The 17,983-nt window shown below is 73.4% G+C and carries 17 protein-coding genes and 1 tRNA gene; 6 read left to right on the top strand and 12 right to left on the bottom strand.

The genetic code is table 11. The features are described 5' to 3' along the window. Window positions 1-6: 6 nt before the first annotated feature. A complete protein-coding gene (locus BLS43_RS15660; protein WP_093084862.1) occupies window positions 7-747 on the bottom strand; it encodes an SDR family oxidoreductase in 741 nt (246 codons plus the stop codon). Between the two features lie 90 nt (window positions 748-837). On the opposite strand from BLS43_RS15660, the gene BLS43_RS15655 reads away from it, so the two are divergent. Beyond that, window positions 838-1,398, top strand: coding sequence for a TetR/AcrR family transcriptional regulator (locus BLS43_RS15655; protein WP_093084859.1), 561 nt, complete (start codon window positions 838-840; stop codon window positions 1,396-1,398). 30 nt (window positions 1,399-1,428) lie between these two features. Here the strand turns inward: BLS43_RS15655 and BLS43_RS15650 are convergent, their stop codons facing one another. Both BLS43_RS15650 and zwf read right to left on the bottom strand, forming a co-directional pair. Continuing rightward, window positions 1,429-3,201, bottom strand: a complete 1,773-nt coding sequence (locus BLS43_RS15650) for a glycoside hydrolase family 15 protein (RefSeq protein WP_093084856.1) — start codon at window positions 3,199-3,201, stop codon at window positions 1,429-1,431. Beyond that, window positions 3,198-4,556, bottom strand: coding sequence for a glucose-6-phosphate dehydrogenase (gene zwf / locus BLS43_RS15645; protein WP_093084852.1), 1,359 nt, complete (start codon window positions 4,554-4,556; stop codon window positions 3,198-3,200). The genes BLS43_RS15650 and zwf overlap by 4 nt, the downstream gene beginning before the upstream one ends. A 29-nt stretch (window positions 4,557-4,585) precedes the next feature. On the opposite strand from zwf, the gene BLS43_RS15640 reads away from it, so the two are divergent. From BLS43_RS15640 to BLS43_RS15630, 3 genes are read left to right on the top strand one after another with little or no spacing between them, the layout of a single operon-like run. Then, window positions 4,586-5,068 (top strand): cation:proton antiporter regulatory subunit, encoded by a 483-nt coding sequence (locus tag BLS43_RS15640; RefSeq protein ID WP_093084845.1) that lies wholly within the window; start codon window positions 4,586-4,588, stop codon window positions 5,066-5,068. Between the two features lie 2 nt (window positions 5,069-5,070). After that, on the top strand, window positions 5,071-6,243 hold the full coding sequence (locus BLS43_RS15635; RefSeq protein WP_093084842.1) for a cation:proton antiporter: 1,173 nt from the start codon (window positions 5,071-5,073) through the stop codon (window positions 6,241-6,243). A 21-nt stretch (window positions 6,244-6,264) separates the two neighbouring features. Next, on the top strand, window positions 6,265-7,995 hold the full coding sequence (locus BLS43_RS15630; protein WP_093084839.1) for a pyruvate dehydrogenase: 1,731 nt from the start codon (window positions 6,265-6,267) through the stop codon (window positions 7,993-7,995). A gap of 9 nt (window positions 7,996-8,004) precedes the next feature. On the opposite strand, the gene rsmI is transcribed toward BLS43_RS15630, so the two are convergent. Further along, the gene (gene rsmI, locus BLS43_RS15625) at window positions 8,005-8,823 is read right to left on the bottom strand and encodes a 16S rRNA (cytidine(1402)-2'-O)-methyltransferase (protein WP_093084836.1); all 819 of its coding nucleotides are present in this window, start codon (window positions 8,821-8,823) and stop codon (window positions 8,005-8,007) included. A gap of 25 nt (window positions 8,824-8,848) precedes the next feature. On the opposite strand from rsmI, the gene BLS43_RS15620 reads away from it, so the two are divergent. Next, window positions 8,849-10,441, top strand: a complete 1,593-nt coding sequence (locus BLS43_RS15620) for a dolichyl-phosphate-mannose--protein mannosyltransferase (RefSeq protein WP_093084833.1) — start codon at window positions 8,849-8,851, stop codon at window positions 10,439-10,441. A 64-nt stretch (window positions 10,442-10,505) separates the two neighbouring features. Here BLS43_RS15620 and BLS43_RS15615 read toward each other — a convergent pair whose 3' ends face one another. Beyond that, the gene (locus tag BLS43_RS15615) at window positions 10,506-11,318 is read right to left on the bottom strand and encodes an EamA family transporter (protein ID WP_093084830.1); all 813 of its coding nucleotides are present in this window, start codon (window positions 11,316-11,318) and stop codon (window positions 10,506-10,508) included. A gap of 93 nt (window positions 11,319-11,411) precedes the next feature. Here BLS43_RS15615 and BLS43_RS15610 point away from each other — a divergent pair, with 93 nt between their 5' ends. Beyond that, window positions 11,412-12,029 (top strand): helix-turn-helix domain-containing protein, encoded by a 618-nt coding sequence (locus BLS43_RS15610; protein ID WP_176921342.1) that lies wholly within the window; start codon window positions 11,412-11,414, stop codon window positions 12,027-12,029. A 61-nt stretch (window positions 12,030-12,090) separates the two neighbouring features. On the opposite strand, the gene BLS43_RS15605 is transcribed toward BLS43_RS15610, so the two are convergent. The 7 genes from BLS43_RS15605 to BLS43_RS15575 form a co-directional block, all read right to left on the bottom strand. Then, window positions 12,091-12,867 (bottom strand): helix-turn-helix domain-containing protein, encoded by a 777-nt coding sequence (locus BLS43_RS15605; protein ID WP_093084824.1) that lies wholly within the window; start codon window positions 12,865-12,867, stop codon window positions 12,091-12,093. A gap of 154 nt (window positions 12,868-13,021) precedes the next feature. Continuing rightward, a complete protein-coding gene (locus BLS43_RS15600) occupies window positions 13,022-13,585 on the bottom strand; it encodes a hypothetical protein (RefSeq protein ID WP_093084821.1) in 564 nt (187 codons plus the stop codon). 88 nt (window positions 13,586-13,673) lie between these two features. Next, a tRNA-Ala gene (locus BLS43_RS15595) sits at window positions 13,674-13,746 on the bottom strand. A gap of 45 nt (window positions 13,747-13,791) precedes the next feature. Continuing rightward, window positions 13,792-14,913, bottom strand: coding sequence for a divisome protein SepX/GlpR (sepX, locus tag BLS43_RS15590; protein WP_093084818.1), 1,122 nt, complete (start codon window positions 14,911-14,913; stop codon window positions 13,792-13,794). A gap of 245 nt (window positions 14,914-15,158) precedes the next feature. Further along, window positions 15,159-15,821 carry a GNAT family N-acetyltransferase gene (locus BLS43_RS15585; RefSeq protein ID WP_093084815.1) on the bottom strand — a complete coding sequence of 221 codons (663 nt, stop codon included), beginning with the start codon at window positions 15,819-15,821 and terminating at the stop codon, window positions 15,159-15,161. A 12-nt stretch (window positions 15,822-15,833) separates the two neighbouring features. Continuing rightward, window positions 15,834-17,063 carry a molybdotransferase-like divisome protein Glp gene (gene glp, locus BLS43_RS15580; protein ID WP_093084812.1) on the bottom strand — a complete coding sequence of 410 codons (1,230 nt, stop codon included), beginning with the start codon at window positions 17,061-17,063 and terminating at the stop codon, window positions 15,834-15,836. A 5-nt stretch (window positions 17,064-17,068) separates the two neighbouring features. Then, window positions 17,069-17,956 (bottom strand): UTP--glucose-1-phosphate uridylyltransferase, encoded by an 888-nt coding sequence (locus BLS43_RS15575; protein ID WP_093084809.1) that lies wholly within the window; start codon window positions 17,954-17,956, stop codon window positions 17,069-17,071. Window positions 17,957-17,983 lie beyond the last annotated feature (27 nt).

The following is a 17,983-nucleotide window of genomic DNA, read 5'->3' as shown; positions in this document are numbered from 1 at the left end:
GCGCGCTCAGCCCTGCCGGGTCGGCCGCAGGGTGATGTCCCCGATCTCGACGTCCTCGGGCTGCTCGATCGCGAACGCGATCGCCCGGGCGACGGCCTCCGGTTCGATCCCGAGCGCCGCCATGGCCTCCTGGGCCTGCGAGCGCTGCGCGGGGTCGTCGATGTGGTCGAGGAGCTCGGTGCGGACGTACCCCGGGGACACCGAGGTCGTCCGCAGCACGCCGTCGGTCGACTCCTGGCGCAGCGCCTCCATCACCGTGCGCACCGCGTTCTTGGTCCCCGCGTAGACGGCCTGGGTCGGCACGATCTTCAACCCGGACGTCGACACCACGGTCACCAGGTGCCCGAACCCCTGCCCGCGGAACACCGGCAGCGCGGCGGCGATGCCGTACAGGACCCCACGCAGGTTGACGTCGATCATGGCGTCCCAGTCCGCGACGTCGAGGTCCGCCACCGGCGCGATCCTGGCCACTCCGGCGTTCCCCACCAGGACGTCGAGCCGCCCGAACCGCTCGACGGCGAACGCGACCAGCGCCTCGAGGTCACCCCGTGCGGTGACGTCCACCGGGTGCAGCTCCGCGCGGCCGCCCGCCTCCCGGATCCGCGTCACCGTCGCCGCGAGCCGGTCCACCCGCCGGGCGCCCAGCACCACGGCGGCGCCGCGGCCCGCCAGCTCCGCCGCCGTCGCCGCCCCGATCCCGCTGCTCGCCCCGGTGATCACGACGACCTTGCCGTCGACTCCACTCATCCCGGCCTCCCCGACCTAAGCTGACAACTGTCCGGATGGCTCGACGGTACCGGACGGTTGTCCACTTATCTGCGACGGAAGGCGACCGCCATGACAGGCCGTGAGCGTCGGTCGGACGCCGTCGCGAACCGACGCCGGATCGTCGAGGCCGCCCGCGAGGAGCTGAGCAGGACCGACGACGGCGCGGCCGAGCTGCGCCTGCACCGGGTGGCGAAGGCGGCGGGCGTGGGACAGGGCACCCTCTACCGGCACTTCCCCACCCGCGAACACCTGGTGGCCGAGGTGTACGAGCAGGAGATGAGCAGGCTCGTCGACGCCGTCGCACCCCTGCTCGCGGAGCACACCCCGCTCGGAGCGCTGACCCGGTGGCTCGAGCACCTCATCGACTACGCCCGCGTCAAACGCGGCGTGATGGCGGCGATCGAGGCCGCGGCCTGGCGGGACCTCTACTCGGAGCAGCACCACCGGCTGGACGAGGCGCTCGACCTGCTGCTCGACCGGGGACGGGCCGCGGGCGAGGTGCGTGCGGGGGTCGACGCCACCGACGTCATCCTGCTGCTGGGGGCACTCTCCCGCATCCCCGACGCGGAGTGGGAGCCACGCGCCCACACCCTCGTCACGATCATCGTCGACGGCCTCCGCACGCCCTGACCCGCGCATTGTGGAGCCACACTGCCGTAGTCAGCCCAGCGCGCGGTCCAGGTTGATCGCGCTGCTGATGAGGGCCAGGTGGGTGAAGGCCTGCGGGAAGTTGCCGCGGTGGTCGCCGGTCAGGGCGATCTGTTCGGCGTAGAGCCCGAGGTGGTTGCCGTAGGTGAACATCTTCTGCAGGGCGATCCGGGCGTCCTCGAGACGACCGGCCCTGGTCAGGGCCTCGACGTACCAGAACGAACAGATGGAGAAGGTGCCCTCGGAGCCGTCGAGCCCGTCGGGGGACTCCTCGACGTCGTAGCGGAAGACCAGGGTGTCCACCACCAGCTTCTCCTCCACCGCGGCGAGCGTGGCGAGGAACCGGGGCTCGGTGGGTGCCGTGAACTTGACCATGGGCATGAGCAGGACGGACGCGTCGAGGGTGGCGGCCCCGTACCGCTGCACGAAGGTCTTCCCGTTCCAGCCGCGGTCCATGATCTGCCGGTAGATCGCGTCCCGGGTCGCCGTCCAGGCCCCGATGTCGCCGGGCAGCCCGCGGCGGCGCGCCATCCGGATCATGCGTTCGATCGCGACCCAGCACATGAGCCGCGAGTAGACGTGGTCGGCGCGCCCGGCGCGGGTCTCCCAGACGCCCTCGTCGGGCTGGTCCCAGTGCTCGGAGAGCCAGTCGACGACCACGCACAGGTTCGCCCAGTCCTCGTGGGAGATCCCGCTGCCGTACTTGTCGTAGAGGTAGATCGAGTCGATGATCTCGCCGTAGACGTCGAGCTGCAGCTGGTCGGCCGCACCGTTGCCCGCGCGCACCGGGCGCGAGCCGCCGTAGCCGTCGAGGTGGTCGAGCTCGGTCTCGTCCAGGTCGGAGTCGCCGTCGATCGAATAGAGGACGCGCAGCGGGCCGCGGGTGCCGTCCTTCGGGTCCTCGAAGCGGTCGGTCAGCCAGCGGATGAACGCGCCCGCCTCGTCCATGAAGCCCAGGCGCAGCAGGGCGTAGAGGGAGAAGGCGGCGTCCCGGAGCCAGACGTGGCGGTAGTCCCAGTTGCGTTCCCCGCCCAGCTGCTCGGGCAACGACGTGGTCGGGGCGGCCACGACCGCCCCCGTCGGTTCGTGGGTGAGCAGCTTCAGGGTGAGCGCGGAGCGGTGCACCATCTCGCGCCACCGCCCGGTGTAGGTGGAGTGGGCGAGCCAGTCCCGCCAGAACGCGACGGTGCCGTCGACGAGCTCCTGCCCGTCGTCTTTGCTCGGCGCGTCCGCGCCCGGTTCGAGCACGAAGACCACCGACTCGCCGTCGGACACCGTGAAGTCCGCCGCGGCGACGCCGTGCTCGCAGGTCAGCTCGACGGTGGAGCTGAGCGCACCCACTCCGTCGAACCGGACGCCGCCCTCGGCCGCGCACGCCTCGGGCACGGTGCGCCCGTAGTCGGGGCGCGGCGCCACCTCCACCCGCATCCCGACGCTGCCACGCACGTTCAGCACCCGCCGCACGATCCGCTGCCGGTGGTCGGGATCGTGCGGGCGCAGCACGGGCATCAGGTCCTGGACCTCGACGATCCCGTGCTCGGCGAGGAACCGGGTGATCAGGACGTTCGAGTCGGGGAAGTAGAACTGCTGGCGGGAGGCGACCTCGCAGGTGGGGGCCAGTGTCCAGTGGCCCGCGTCCGCGCCGAGCAGCGACCCGAACACCGACGGCGAGTCGAAGCGGGGCGCGCAGAACCAGTCGATGGTGCCGTCGGTGCCCACGAGGGCCGCCGTGCGCAGGTCGCCGATGATCCCGTGTTCGGCGATGCGCAGGGGCGGTGGGGTCATCCCAGCCGCCAGCCGCGCGGACCGGGGAGGTCCTCGGCGGGCCCCCACGAGCCCTGCGGGTAGGGCCGGACGGGCGGTGGCGACGCGAGGACCGGCTCGCACACCTCCCAGAGCCGCTCCACCTCCTCGGTGGAGGTGAACAGCGTGTGGTCGCCCTTGATCGCGTCCAGCAGCAGGCGCTCGTAGGCCTCGACGGGCTCGGCGTCCGGGAAGGCCCGGTCGAAGTCGAGGGTCAGGCGGGCGTGCGCGATCTCCAGCTCGGGGCCGGGGCGCTTGGCGCGCAGGTCGACGTAGATCTCGGCGTCGTCGGTGAGCTCGAGGACCAGCTCGTTGGGCTCGCCGTCGGCGGTCCTGCCGAACACCCCGAGCGGCGGCTCGCGGAAGCCGATCGTGATCGTCCGCCGGGTCTGGGCCAGCGCCTTGCCCGTGCGCAGGAAGAAGGGCACCCCCTGCCAGCGCCAGTTGTCGACCTGCGCCTCCAGGGCCACGAACGTCTCGACGTCCGAGTCGTCCGCGACCCCCTCCTCGTCCCGGTAGCCCTCGTACTGGCCGAACACCACGCGCCCGGGGTCCAGGGGGCGCAGCGCCCGGAAGACCTTGGCCTTCTCCTCGTGCAGGCCGCGCTCGTCGATGACCGTGGGCGGTTCGAGCGCCACGAACCCGAGCAGCTGGAACAGGTGGGTGGAGATCATGTCGCGGAAGGTCCCGGTGGACTCCATGAAGGCGGCCCGGCCCTCGATCCCGATCTCCTCCGGGACGTCGATCTGCACGTAGGCGACGTGCGCGGCGTTCCAGACCGGCTCGAACAGCCCGTTCGCGAAGCGCAGCACCAGGATGTTCTGCACCGCCTCCTTGCCGAGGAAGTGGTCGATGCGGAAGAGCTGGTCGGGTGCGAACACGTCCAGCAGGGCCTCGTCGAGCTCCTTCGCCGAGGCCAGGTCGGTCCCGAACGGCTTCTCCAGGACCAGGTGGGCCCGCTCGTTCAGCCCCTCCCGCTCCAGCATCCGGACCATCCCGATCGCGGCGGACGGGGGCACGGACAGGTACACCAGCCGTCGTGCGTCCTCGCCGAGCTCCCGCTCCGCCGCGGACACCGCCCGCGCCAGGTCCGCCCCGTCGTCCGCGCTCGACGCGACGAAGGAGATCCGCTCCGCGAACTCGTCCCAGCCCTCCGCGTCCTGCCGCACCAGGTCGCGCAGCTCCTGCTCGGGCTCGTGCCGACCGGACCCGATGATCCGCACCTCGGGCAGCAGGTCGTGGCGCCACAGCCAGAACAGGCCCGGGAACAGCTTCCGCTTCGCGAGATCACCGGTGGCCCCGAAGAGCACGAGCACCTGGGGCGGGAGGTCGGTCATACCGCCCACGTACCCGTACTGTGGGAGGCGTGAACGTGGAGGTCACCCCGCTACCGGGGATCGGGGTCCGGAAGGACTTCGCCCTGCGCAACGGTCGCCGGATCGGTGTCGTGACGCACCGGGACGGGCAGATCGAGCTCATCCTGTCCAAGTCCGACGACCCGGACGCCTGCCTGGCCGAGCTGCCGCTGACCGCGGACGAGGCCGCCGCGCTGGCCAACCTGCTCGGCGCACCGCAGCTGGTCGCGCAGCTCAACGAGGAGCACAAGGACCTGCCGGGCATCCACACCAAACAGATCCCGGTGCGGGAGAACAGCCCGTTCGACGGCCGGACGCTCGGCGACACGGCCCTGCGCACCCGGACGGGGGTGTCGGTCGTCGCGGTGATGCGAGCGGGCCAGGCGCACCCCTCCCCCACGCCGGACTTCACCCTGACCGCCGGGGACCTGCTGGTCACCGTCGGCACGTCCGAGGGGCTCGACAACGCCGTCAAGATCCTCGCGAACGGGTAGCCGTGGACCACACCGCGCTCGAGCTGATCGAGCTCGGCGCCGTGTTCTTCGGTCTCGGGCTGCTCGGGCGGCTCGCGGGGCGGATCGGACTCTCGCCCATCCCGCTCTACCTGATCGGCGGGCTCTGCTTCGGCACCGGCGGGCTGATCCCGCTCGGCGACATCGGCGAGTTCACGTCGCTGGCCAGCGAGGTCGGCGTCGTCCTGCTGCTGTTGCTGCTGGGTCTGGAGTACTCGGCGACCGAGCTGATGACCGGGCTGCGCCGCTCGTGGATGGGCGGCGTGCTGGACATCGTGCTGAACGCCGCGCCCGGGATCGCGGTCGCGCTGATCCTCGGCTGGGGCCCGGTCGGGGCGATGGTGATGGGCGGCGTCACCTACATCAGCTCGTCCGGGATCGTCGCGAAGGTGCTGTCGGACCTGGGCAGGCTCGGCAACCGCGAGACGCCGACGATCCTGTCCATCCTCGTGTTCGAGGACCTGGTCATGGCCGTGTACCTGCCGATCCTCACGGCCCTACTCGTCGGCGTGACACTGCTCGGCGGCCTGGAGGCCGTGGCGATCTCGGTCGCCGTGATCGCCGTCGTGCTCGTGGTGGCGCTGCGGTGGGGTCGGTACGTGTCGATGGTCGTCGACAGCCCGGACCGCGAGGTCTTCCTGCTCAAGGTGCTGGGGGCAGCGCTGCTGGTCGCGGGCCTGGCGTCGGCGCTGCAGGTGTCCGCCGCAGTCGGCGCGTTCCTGCTCGGCATCGCGATCTCGGGCTCCACCGCGCACAACGCCACCCGCCTGCTGGAACCCCTGCGGGACCTCTTCGCGGCGGTGTTCTTCGTGGTGTTCGGGCTCAACACCGACCCCCGGGCCATCCCGCCGGTGCTGGGCTGGGCGATCGTGCTGGCGGTGAGCACGTCGCTGACCAAGATCGCGACGGGCTGGTGGGCGGCCCGCCGGGCGGGCATCGGCAAGCTCGGCCGGGCCCGGGCGGGCGCGGCGCTGATCGCCCGGGGCGAGTTCTCGATCGTGATCGCGGGCCTGGCCGTGTCCTACGCCGCCGTCCCGAACGAGCTGGCCGCCCTCGCCACCGCGTACGTGCTGATCATGGCCGTGCTCGGGCCCATCGCGGCGAAGTTCGTGGAGCCGGTGGCCCGGGCCCTGCAACGGACGCCTGCACACCAGTAGGCACTCGGCCAGGATGATCCCGTGACCATCGCGGAGCAGATCGTCGAAGTCCTCGAGCAGGCCGGTGTCGAGCGGATCTACGGCCTCGTGGGCGACAGCCTGAACCCCCTCGTCGACGCGTTGCGCCGCTCGGGGCGCATCGAGTGGGTGCACGTCCACAACGAGGAGGCCGCCGCGTTGGCCGCGGCCGCCGAGGCCCAGGTGACGGGCCGACTCGCCGTCTGCGCAGGCTCGTGCGGACCCGGCAACACCCACCTGATCCAGGGTCTCTACGACGCCCACCGCAGCGGCGCGCCCGTCCTCGCCCTCGCCTCGCACATCCCGTCGACCCAGATCGGGACCGGCTACTTCCAGGAGACGCACCCCGAGCGGCTCTTCGTGGAGTGCTCGGCCTGGTGCGAGCTGGTGTCGCGGCCCGAGCAGCTGCCGCGCCTGCAGCGCATCGCGATGCAGACCGCCGTCGCCGAGCAGGGGGTGTCCGTGCTCGTCCTGCCCGGGGACGTCACGGCGCTGCCCGCGGCGAACCCGACCGGACACGGGGCGATCATCGAACCGGACGGCGTCGTGACGCCCGCCCCGGACCGGGTCGCCGCGCTGGCGGCGGCGATCGACGCGGCGCGCAGCGTCACCCTCTTCGTCGGCGCCGGGGTGCGGCACGCCCGGGCCGAGGTGCTCGAGCTCGCCGCGAAGATCCACTCGCCGATCGGGCACTCGCTGGCGGGCAAGGAGTGGATCCAGTACGACAACCCGTTCGACGTCGGGATGAGCGGGCTGTTGGGCTACGGCGCCTGCTACGAGGCCACGCACGAGGCCGACCTGCTGATCCTGCTGGGCACGGACTTCCCCTACGACGCGTTCCTGCCCGGCCGCAACACCGTGCAGGTGGACCGCGACCCGCGGCGGCTGGGCAGGCGCACGGCGCTGGACCTCGGGATCCACGGCGACGTCGGGGCGACGCTGCGCGCGGTGCTCCCGCTCATCGCCGAGAAGACCGACCGGTCCTTCCTCGACCGGATGCTGCGCGCGCACGCCGGGAAACTGGAGAAGGTGGTCGAGGCCTACACCTCCCGGGTCGAGCACCACCGGCCGATCCATCCCGAGTACGTGGCGTCGGTGCTCGACGAGGAGCTCGCCGAGGACGCGATCGTCACCGTCGACACCGGCATGTGCAACGTCTGGGCCGCCCGCTACCTCACCCCCACGGGCGGCCGCCGCATCCTGGGCTCGTTCCGGCACGGGACCATGGCGAACGCGCTGCCGCACGCCATCGGGGCGTCCTACGCCGCGCCCGGGCGCCAGGTCGTGTCGATGTCGGGCGACGGCGGGCTGACGATGCTGCTCGGCGAGCTGCTGACCGCCCACGAGCACGACCTGCCGCTGACCGTGGTCGCGTTCAACAACGGCAGCCTCGGGATGATCCGGTTGGAGATGATGGTCGCGGGCTACCCGTCCTTCCAGACCGACCACGGGGTGGCGGACCTCGCCGGGATCGCGCGGGCCTGCGGCATCGAGTCGGTGGCGGTGGAGGACCCGAGCGCGCTGCGCGCGGCCCTGCGGCAGGCGCTGGACCACGCGGGCCCCGCGCTGGTCGACGTCCGCACCGATCCCAGCGCCCTGTCGATCCCGCCGCACATCACGGCCGCGCAGGTCCGCGGGTTCGCCCTGGCCGCCACGAAGACCGTCCTCGACGGCGGCGTGGGCCGGATGCTCGAGCTCGCCCGCGCCAACCTGCGGTCCATCCCGCGGCCCTGACCGGCCCGGTCAGGCGCTCTCCACCGCGGCGTTGTAGAGGTCCCGCTTCGACACCCCCGCGGCGGCGGCCACAGCCGCGACCGCGTCCTTGAGACGCTCGCCGTCCGCCACCCGCTCCTGCACGGCGGGCAGCAGCGACCCGATCGTCGGGGTCGCGGCGCTCGCCCCGGCCAGGACGACGGTGATCTCGCCGCGGACCTCCGCGGCCGCCCAGTCCGCGAGCTCGGCCAACGACCCCCGGCGGATCTCCTCGTAGGTCTTGGTCAGCTCGCGGCACACCGCGGCGCGACGCTCGCCGCCCAGCACCTCGGCGGCGAGCGCCAGGGTCTCGCCGAGGCGGCGCGGGGACTCGAAGAACACCGTCGTGCGCCGCTCCCGGGCCAGCTCGGCGAGCCAGCGCCTGCGGTCGCCGTCCTTGCGCGGGGCGAAGCCGTCGAAGGTGAAGCGGTCGCTGGGCAGCCCGGACAGCACGAGGGCGGTGGTCACCGCGGACGGGCCGGGCAGGCAGGTGATCGGCAGGTCCTCGGCCGCGGCCGCCGCGACCAGGCGGTACCCCGGGTCCGACACGGCGGGCATCCCCGCGTCGGACAGGACGAGCACCGTCCGCCCCTCCCGGACGTCGTCGAGCAGGCGGGGCAGCCTGGCCGCCTCGTTGTCGTCGTAGTGGCTGATCACCCGCCCCGCGGGTGCGACCCCGAGCGCCGCGGCGAGGTGCCGGAACCGGCGGGTGTCCTCGGCGGCGATGACGTCCGCGGTCTCGATCGCCTCCCGCAGCCGGACCGACGCGTCCCGGGGGTCCCCGAGCGGGGTGGCGGCGAGAACGAGCATGGCTGCGACCCTACGATGGTTCCCGATGGAGTCGCGCCGGGATCGGGTCGTGGAGCCGGACGAGCGCGCGGTCGTCGGCGCCACCGTCGTCGGCACGCCCCCGCCGCTGCGGGCCCCGGAACCGGACCCGACCGTCCGCCTCGGCCCCCCGATGCCCACCGACCGGGCCCGCGGCTGGATCGTCGCGGTGGCGTTGACCCTGCTGGGCGGCGTGCTGCGGTTCGCGGGGCTGGGCTACCCGACGGACGGCGGCACCCCGGTCTTCGACGAGAAGCACTACGTGCCGCAGGCCTGGCAGATGCTGCGCAACGGCGGCGTCGAGGACAACCCGGGGTACGAGCTCGTCGCGCACCCGCCGCTGGGCAAGCAGCTGATCGCGATCGGCGAGTGGGTCTTCGGCTACGACCCGGTGGGCTGGCGGGCCGCCGCGGCCCTCTGCGGCACGCTGATGATCCTCATGATCGTCCGGGTCGGGCGGCGGCTGACCCGCTCCACGCTGCTCGGCGGGATCGCGGGCGTGCTCCTGATCTGCGACGGCGTGTCCCACGTGCAGGCCCGCGTCGGGATGCTGGACATCTTCCAGGCCTTCTTCGTCCTCGCCGCCTTCTGCACCCTGGTCCGCGACCGGGACGACGTCCGCGACCGGCTCGGCCGCCTCGTGGACCGGGTCGGGGACTCGCCCTTCGGTCCGCACCTGGGCGTGCGCTGGTGGCGGATCGCGACGGGCGTGCTGCTCGGGCTGGCCTGCGGGGTGAAGTGGTCCGGCTCCTACTGGATCGTCTTCTTCGGGGTGCTGAGCGTGCTGTGGGACGTCGCGGCACGCCGGGCCGCGGGGGTCCCGCGGCCGTGGGCGGGCACGATCCGCCGCGACCTCGTCCCCGCGCTCGGGGCGCTCGCACTGCTGCCGGTCGTCACCTACCTGTCCTGTTGGTGGGCGTGGTTCGGCAGCGAGACCGGGATCGACCGGCACGTCGTCGGGCGGGAGGTCGGCACCGGCGGGCCCTGGTCGTTCGTGCCGGACGCGCTGCGGTCGCTGTGGTACTACTCCGGCCACGTCCTGGCCTTCCACGAGGGCCTCGACACCCCCGTCGGGCATCCGCACCCGTGGGAGTCCAAGCCGTGGACGTGGCCGATGGGCCTGCGGCCGATGCTGTACTTCTTCGAGTCGGACGTCCCCTGCACCGGGGACGCGGCGGGCACCTGCACCAGCGCGGTCATGCTCGTCGGCACGCCGGCGCTCTGGTGGCCCGCGATCCCGGTGCTGCTCTGGGCGATCTGGCGGGTGATCACGCGGCTGGACTGGCGGTTCGTCGCGGTCCTCGTCGGCTACGGCGCCGGGTTCCTGCCGTGGTTCGTGAACATCGACCGCCAGATGTACTTCTTCTACATGACGCCGGTGGCGCCGTTCCTCGTGCTCGCCACGATGCTCGCGATGGGGGACGTCCTCGGCCGGGCCCGGCGCGCGGGCCCCGAACGACGCCAGACCGGCCTGCTCGTCGTCGGGCTGTGGGTGGGGGCGGTCGTCGCCAACTTCGCCTGGCTGTGGCCCATCCTCGTCGGGCTCCCGATCACCCCGGCCCACTGGCAGGCCGAGCTCTGGCTCCCGAGCTGGAGGTGATGCGGCTCCGCCGCCCGTGCGTGGTAACTGGTGCCAGAGCACCACTTACCACTCACGAGCGCCGTCAGGCGCTCATCGCGACGCTCGCCCCGATCGCCAGCACGACGCCGGTGAGCTGGGCGGGCGTGAGGCGTTCGCGCAGGACCACCCGGGCCAGCAGCACCACGACGACCGGGTAGAGCGCCACGATCACGCTGGTCAGCCCCAGGTCGCCGAGCCGGGTCGCGAGCAGGAAGAGCACGTTCGCCGCCGAGTCGAGGACGCCGCTGAGGACCATCAGCCCCGGGTTCCCCCGCCCGCCGGGACGCACCGCGGCCAGGGCGACCAGCAGCAGCGCCACCGTGGTCGTGCGGCCCGCCAGCAGCGGCCAGAGCCCGGAGTCCGGCGGGGTCGCGTCGAGCACGACGAAGAACAGCCCGAACCCCGCGCCCGACGCCAGGCCGAGCAGCACGCCGCGCAGCGCGGCGGGCTCGCGCCGCGACCCCATGGTGGAGAGCACGATCGCGACGAGTGCGAGCCCCATCCCGCCGAGCGTGACCGGCCCGGGTCGTTCGCCCTGCACGAGCCCGACGACCAGGGGCAGGCCCGCCGCCACCACCGCGGACAGCGGCGCGACGGTCCCCATCGGGCCGACCGCGAGCCCGCGGAAGTAGAGCAGCAGCCCCGACACCCCGCAGAGTCCGGCGACCGCGCCGAGCCCCACGGCCGAGCCGCTGAAGGCCCCACCGAGCAGCCAGAGTCCGGGGAGCAACGTCACCAGGCCTGCGGCCTGCGCGACCGCCGTCACACGCAGGACCGAGGCGCGGCGGGCGGCGAGACCGCCCGCGAAGTCCGCGATCCCGTAGGAGACCGCCGAGCCCAGTGCGGGGGGAATCACGACAGTACAACAGAGTGAACGAACCAGAACACGATGATGGACTGTAGGTCGGGTTCATCAGACTGTCCAGCGAGATACGACAGAATGGACCGCGTGCAGTCTCCCGACGACGTCGCCGCGTCCATCGGCCGCAACGTCCGCGCCCTGCGCCGGCAGCGCCGGATGACGATCGACGCCCTGGCCGCGGCGTCGGGCGTCAGCCGCGGCACCGTGATCCAGATCGAGACCGCCCGCGGCAACCCGTCGATCAGCACGCTCGTGCACCTCGCCGAGGCCCTGCGCGTGGGGGTAGCCTCCCTGGTCGACGGCGACGTCGCGCCACGCGTGGTCGTGCGGCGCGCGGAGCAGGCGGTCCCGCTGTGGAGCAACACGACGGGCAGCACGGCGGTGTTCCGGATCGGCACGGACCCACCGGACATCGTCGAGCTGTGGGACTGGACCCTGCAGCCCGGCGACGCGTTCGAGGGCGAGGCACACGCGGTCGGCACCAGCGAGGTGCTGTCCGTGCTCAGCGGCCGCCTCGGGCTGCGGGTCGGGCAGGCCGAGCACGAGCTCGGCGAGGGAGACACCCTGCTGTTCGAGGCCCACGCCCCGCACCGCTACTCCGGCGTGGGGCCCGAGCCGGTGCGGTTCACGATGGTCGTGCTGCAGCCCGGCGACTCGGGCCTGGTCCCGCCCTCGGCGATCGCCCCCGCGACCGAGGGGGACTGACGCCGCCCGCGTCGGGCGCTGCGACCCCCTCCTGCGCAGCGAACCGGCACGGACGGCGCCGTCAGGGTGCCGCGCAGGCGGGCAGGCCGAGCCCGCCGCGCGAGGCGGGGTCCAGGTAGACCTCGGACAGGTAGCCCGCGCGCCAGTCCGGCCAGGTCAGCCGGTACCAGAGGGACGAGCGCGCCCGGTTCGGGTTGTCCGCGGCCGGCGAGTCGAGGTTGTAGTTCCACATCTCGGCGCCGGTGACCGTGCACACCGCGGGCAGCAGGATGCCGCTGGTCACGTCCGTGCCGTCGAGCTTGCAGCCGTTGCGCCCGCAGAAGGGCTCGGGTCGGGACGACAGGTAGGCGGGCCCGCTGTCCTCCACCAGGTCCGTGGCGCCGAGGGCGACCTTGTTCTGGATCGTGACGACGGCGGCGACCGCGGGCGGCACCGGCGCCGGGTCGGGCCGCAGCACCAGCGCGGTGACGAGCGCGGCCAGCACCGCGCCGACCAGGGCGGACCCGATCGCGACCAGCACGAGCGGCCGCCGCGACGCGGGCGGCGCCTGCGGCTGCGGCGGGGCGGGATCGGTGGCGCCCAGGGTGAGCGCGGCGTGCCGCAGCGTCCAGTCCCCCACCTCGGCCTCCGACAACCCGATGGCGGAGAGCACGTCGACCACGAGCTCGCGGCGGGGCAACCGGGGGCCGGTGCGCGCGTTGCCGATGGCGCTCTTGCTCCACCCTGACTTCTCCGCGGCCTCCCGCACCGAGGTGCCGCGGGTGCTCAGCTCGCGGGCGAAGTCCGCGCAGAACCGCTGGGGGCTGTCGCGGCCCTGATGGATCGGCGTCTCCGGCACGAGGAGCAGTATCGAGAACTCGTCCCCGAGGCGAAAAGCACCGTTCGGCCCAACGACGGGTGTCCATGGACGCGATAGCGCCAGGTCGGACGCGATTCCCCCGGGTGTCCCCGAGTACGGGCCGCGCGCCCGTCCACCGCGTCCACGGACAGGGTCAGCAGCCGTCGAGGCGCAGGGGCCGATGGACCGGGTCGACGGCCAGCGTCACCGCGTTCACCGTCGAGCGGTAGCCGCAGCCCCCGCTGCTCACCACCTCGACCGTGCCCCCGTCGGCGAACCGGACCTCCGCGGGCCGGGCGCCCTCGCCCAACCCGACCCAGACCGGCGAGTCCTGGGTCAGCAGACCCTCGCCCGCACGCAGCCGGACCGAGTAGGTCGGCCCGTCCACCGCCCACGTCTGCACCTCGACGATCGCGAGCCGCAGCCGGGAGTCCGGCGGACCCGGCACCTCCTCCAGCACCGCCAGGCCCGGGGAGATCGTGATCGTCGCCCACACCAACGCACCCCAGACCAGCAGCGCCAGCCCGGCGAACGTGGTGATCAGCCCCCGCAGGAGCTTCCCGCGGACGACCCGGGTCAGCCACCACGTCAGGAACACCGCGGCCACCCCCACCGCGATCCCGGCGAACCAGGGCGCCACGAGCAGGTGGAACGGATCCCACACCGCGAGCGCCGCCACCCCGGCCGTGAGGAGGACGAGGATCCCGAGCGCCTTCACGCCCGCATGCCTATCACGCCGGGGCCCCCGCGGATCAGACGACGACGGCCCGGACTCCACGCGGAGACCGGGCCGTGATGATCGGGAGTGGAGCTGAGGGGAATCGAACCCCTGACCTTCTCGATGCGAACGAGACGCGCTACCAACTGCGCTACAGCCCCAGGCCTGCAGGCCTTCCGGCCGTGCAGGAGAAACCTTATCAGCCGCTATTCGCCCGCTGCACGAGGGTAGGTCCCACCCTCGATCGGGAGCTCGTCGTCCTCGTCGTCGACGTCGACGAGCTGCGTTCCCGCAGGCAGCGGCGGCGGCGGGGCGGGTTGCAGCCGGGGCAGGGCCGACTCGACGCTCGCCGGGGCGGCGGCCCCGTCGACGCTGCGGCGGTGGGCGGGCAGGACCCCGACGGGCTCGCCGGTCCCACGCACCCGGCGGGGGTCGCCGTCGTCATCGGCCGCCCAGTCGTCCTCCGCTTCCTCGGAGTCGCCGGACGCGTCGGCGGAGGCGTCGGCATCGTCGAGGTCGTCGAGGTCGTCGAGGCGCCCGTGGTCCGTCTCGCCGGCCTCCCGACCACGCCGCGCCCACCCGTCGAGCTCCGGGTCGTCCGCCGCGGACGGACGCCGGGTGCCCGCCATGCGCGCGGCCCGGCGGGCCCGGATCGCCTCCTCCATCCGCACCTGTCGGCGCAGGTAGACGAGGTACCCGACGAGCGCCAGGTCGATCAGCCCGTGCACCCACCAGAGCGCGGGCAGGGCCAGGGCCGCGACGATCGCCGTGCCGACAGCCAGCACCAGCAGCCCGATGACCACGCGCTGGCGGAAGGCGTAGCGCGCGCCGGCCGCCAGGGCCGCGGCCTCCGCGTCGAACCCGCCGCGCCCGCGGCGGAACGCGGCGGGCGGACGCTCCCAGGCCTCGCCCCGCGCGCGCGGCTCGTGGCGCGGCATCGCGGCGGTGTCGTCGGAGTCGTAGGCGTAGTAGCCCGACGCCGCGTAGCCCTCGTCGGGGTCCGCGGCGGCGCGCTCGTCCTGCTCGTCCTGCTCCTCGATGTCCTCGTACGCGTCCGCGGCGGGGTCGGACGGCGTGTCCGACTCGTCGCCGCGGCGTGCGGCGGGCACCGTGGCGCCACCCTGCGTCGTGAGGGCACCGCTCCGCTCGTCGTCCGTGTCCATCGGATCCACCTCCAGGCTCCAGTGCCGCACCGGCCGCTCCAACACCCGACCGGAGAGAGCCGCCATGCTCGGCCGCTCGACCTCCTGCCGGCGCCGCGCGACCGCGGGGACGAGGATCAGCAGCCACAGCACCACGAGACCCGCGAAGATCAACGAGCTGGGCACCAGCTGCCTCCCTCCCCGAACGGCGCAGACGGCACGTGATCCGCTCCGGGCCGGAGCCAAGATCACGCCCGGACGTCCCACGGTAGTGAGCGCGCAGCCGGGATCCGGGTTGCGACGCGCCGTGGTCCTCCACCGGATCCACGGTTCTGCCGGGACGGGTGTGACAACTGGTACTCACGTGACCACTCTGTGCGATATCGCCGCCCGGACAGGGCACCCCGATGGTGGAGTGGCGCCATCTCCGGCTACGGCCGGCCGGCACGCCCTTCCGCGACCAGCCGTGCGGCGAGACCACCCAGCGGCATCTCCTCCGCGGTGAGGGCGAAGCAGAGATGATCACGCCAGGCGCCGTCCACGTCCAGATAGCGCTGGAACAGGCCCTCCTCGCGGAAGCCGAGCTTGGCCAGCACGCGCAGGCTCGGCCCGTTCTCCGGCCGGACGGTCGCCTCCAGCCGGTGCAGCCCGACGGCGCCGAAGCAGTGGTCCACGGCGAGCGCCACCGCGGCCGTGGTCACGCCCTTGCCGTTCACGCGCGCGTCGCACCAGTAGCCGACATAGGCGGACAGCAGCGGCTCCCGCACCACGTTGCCGATCATGACCTGACCGACGAGGGTGCCGTCGAGCACGATCGCGAAGGGCAGCGCCGCCCCGCGCCGGGCGGCCCCGCGCAGCAGCCACCAGCGGCCGGGCCACTCGGCCGGGGCGTTGCGCCGGGCCCAGCCGCCCGGTGTCGACGGCTCCCAGCGCACCAGGTGCTGCTCGTCCCGGATCCGGATCTCCGACCAGGTCGCGCCGTCGAACAGCTTCACCGGACGCAGCTCGACCCGACCGGCCCGGACGTCCAGGGGACCGAGCCGAGCGGGCCAGCCGGGATGGCGCCCGACGTACTCGGACTGCGCGTGGGCCATTCGCTGCCGCCGCTACCGGCGCGAGGACAGCAGCGCGACCTCGACCCGGTCGTCCAACCCGACGTCCGTCGCGTCCTCCGGAACCGTGATCAACGCGTTCGCCTCGGCGAGGGTGGAGAGCAGGTGCACCCCGCCCGTCGCCAGGGGCTGCACCACGTACTCGTTCGTCGCGACCTCGCGGAGCAACCGCCCGCGCAGGTACGAGCGCCGCCCCTCCGGCGAAGTGAGCGGCGAGGTCAGCCGGGCCGAGACGACGCGCCGGTGCGGGTCGGTGATCCCCAGCCCGAGCCGGATCAGGGGCCGCACCAGGACCTCGAACAGCACCAGGGCGGTGGCGGGGCTCGCCGGGAACAGGAAGGTCGGCACGTGGTCCTTGCCGAGCCTGCCGAAGGCCTGCGACGACCCGGGGGCCATCGCGACCCGGGTGGTGTCGATCTCGCCCAGCCCCGCGAACGCGGCCTTCGCCTCGGCGCCCGCGTTGCCCCCGGCAGCGCCGCAGATCACGACGATCTCGGAGAACGGCAGGGCGTCCTCGACGGCCGAGCGCAGCTCCCGCGCGTCGCACCGCACCAGCCGCGGGGGCCGCGCCATCTCCGCACCCGCCTCCCGCGCCGCGGCGGCCAGGGCGAACGAGGCCACGTCCGGCACGTGTCCGGCCGCGGCCGGACGCGCGACGTCGACCAGCTCGTCTCCCATCGCGACCACCGAGACCCGCGGCCGCGGGTGCACGAGGACCTTGTCCCGACCCGCGGCGGCCAGCAGCGCGACCTGCGCGGCGCCGATCACCGCGTCCCGGCGCACCGCGACGTCCCCGGGCTGCATGTCCTCGCCCAGGCGCCGCACGAACGCCGCCGACGGCACCCCGCGGGTGACCTTGATCCGCGCCGACCCGCCGTCCGTGTGGCCGCGCGGGAGCACCGCGTCGGCCAGCGTCGGGAGCGGCGCGCCCGCCGCCACCTGCACGGCCTGACCGGGCTGCAGCCGCAACGGCTGTCGCGATCCGGCCGGGATCTCCCCCACCACGGGCAGCTCGACGGGCCCGGCGACGGAACCGCCCACCACGTCCACGCTGCGCACCGCATAGCCGTCTATCGCCGCCTGGTCGAACCCGGGCAGTGCCCGCGCGGCGACGACCTCCTCGGCGCTGCGCAGCCCTTGGGCGTCGGCGAGCGCCACCCGGACCGGGGCCGGCCGGGCCGCGATCTCCAGGACCCTCTTGAGCTGCTCGTCGACGCTCCGCACGCGCGTCAGTTTTCCAGGCGCTCGGCCAGCCAGGTGCGCAGGGACGCGCCGTAATCGGGGTGATCGAGCGCGAAGTCCACGAAGGCGCGGACGTAGCCGCCCGGGTTCCCGAGGTCGTGGCGCCCGCCGCGGTGGACGACGATGTGCACCGGGTGACCCTCGTCGATCAGCAGCTGCACCGCGTCCGTCAGCTGCAGCTCGCCGCCCGCGCCGGGGGTGATCCGGCGGAGCGCGTCGAAGATCGCCCGGTCCAGCACGTACCGACCCGCGGCGGCGAAGGTCGACGGCGCCTCCTCCGGGGAGGGCTTCTCGACCATGCCGTGGACCTGCTTGACGTCCGGATCCTCGGTGTCGCTCACGTCGAACACGCCGTAGGGCGAGATCTCGGCCTTGGGGATGTCGAAGGCGCACAGCACACTGCCGCCCTTCGCCTCCCGCACCGCGATCATGGTCTTGAGCACACCCGCGGGGAGCACGATGTCGTCCGGCAGCAGGACGGCGATCGCCTGCTCGTCCGCATCCAGGGCCTGCTCGGCCTGCGCCACCGCGTGCCCGAGACCCTTCGGCTCGTACTGGTAGACCGTCTTGACGTCGATCAGGCCGGGGCCACGCCGAACCTTGCTGAGCAGCGCCTCCTTGCCCCGGGACTCGAGGGTCTTCTCGAGGTCCGGCGACGGCTCGAAGTAGCCGGCGACCGACTCCTTGCCGGGCGACGTGACGATCAGCAGCTGCTGGGCACCCGCCTCGGCGGCCTCGGCGGCGATCAGCTCGACACCAGGGGTGTCGACGACCGGCAGCAGCTCCTTCGGCACGGCCTTGGTGGTCGGCAGGAAACGAGTGCCCAGACCGGCGGCGGGGACGACGGCCGAGCGCAGGGCGGAGGGCTGGCTCATTCCGCGAGCCTAGGCCGGCGGCTAGCG

Source organism: Pseudonocardia oroxyli (genome assembly GCF_900102195.1).
Lineage (GTDB): Bacteria > Actinomycetota > Actinomycetes > Mycobacteriales > Pseudonocardiaceae > Pseudonocardia > Pseudonocardia oroxyli.
This window is presented reverse-complemented; position numbering and strand designations above follow the sequence as displayed.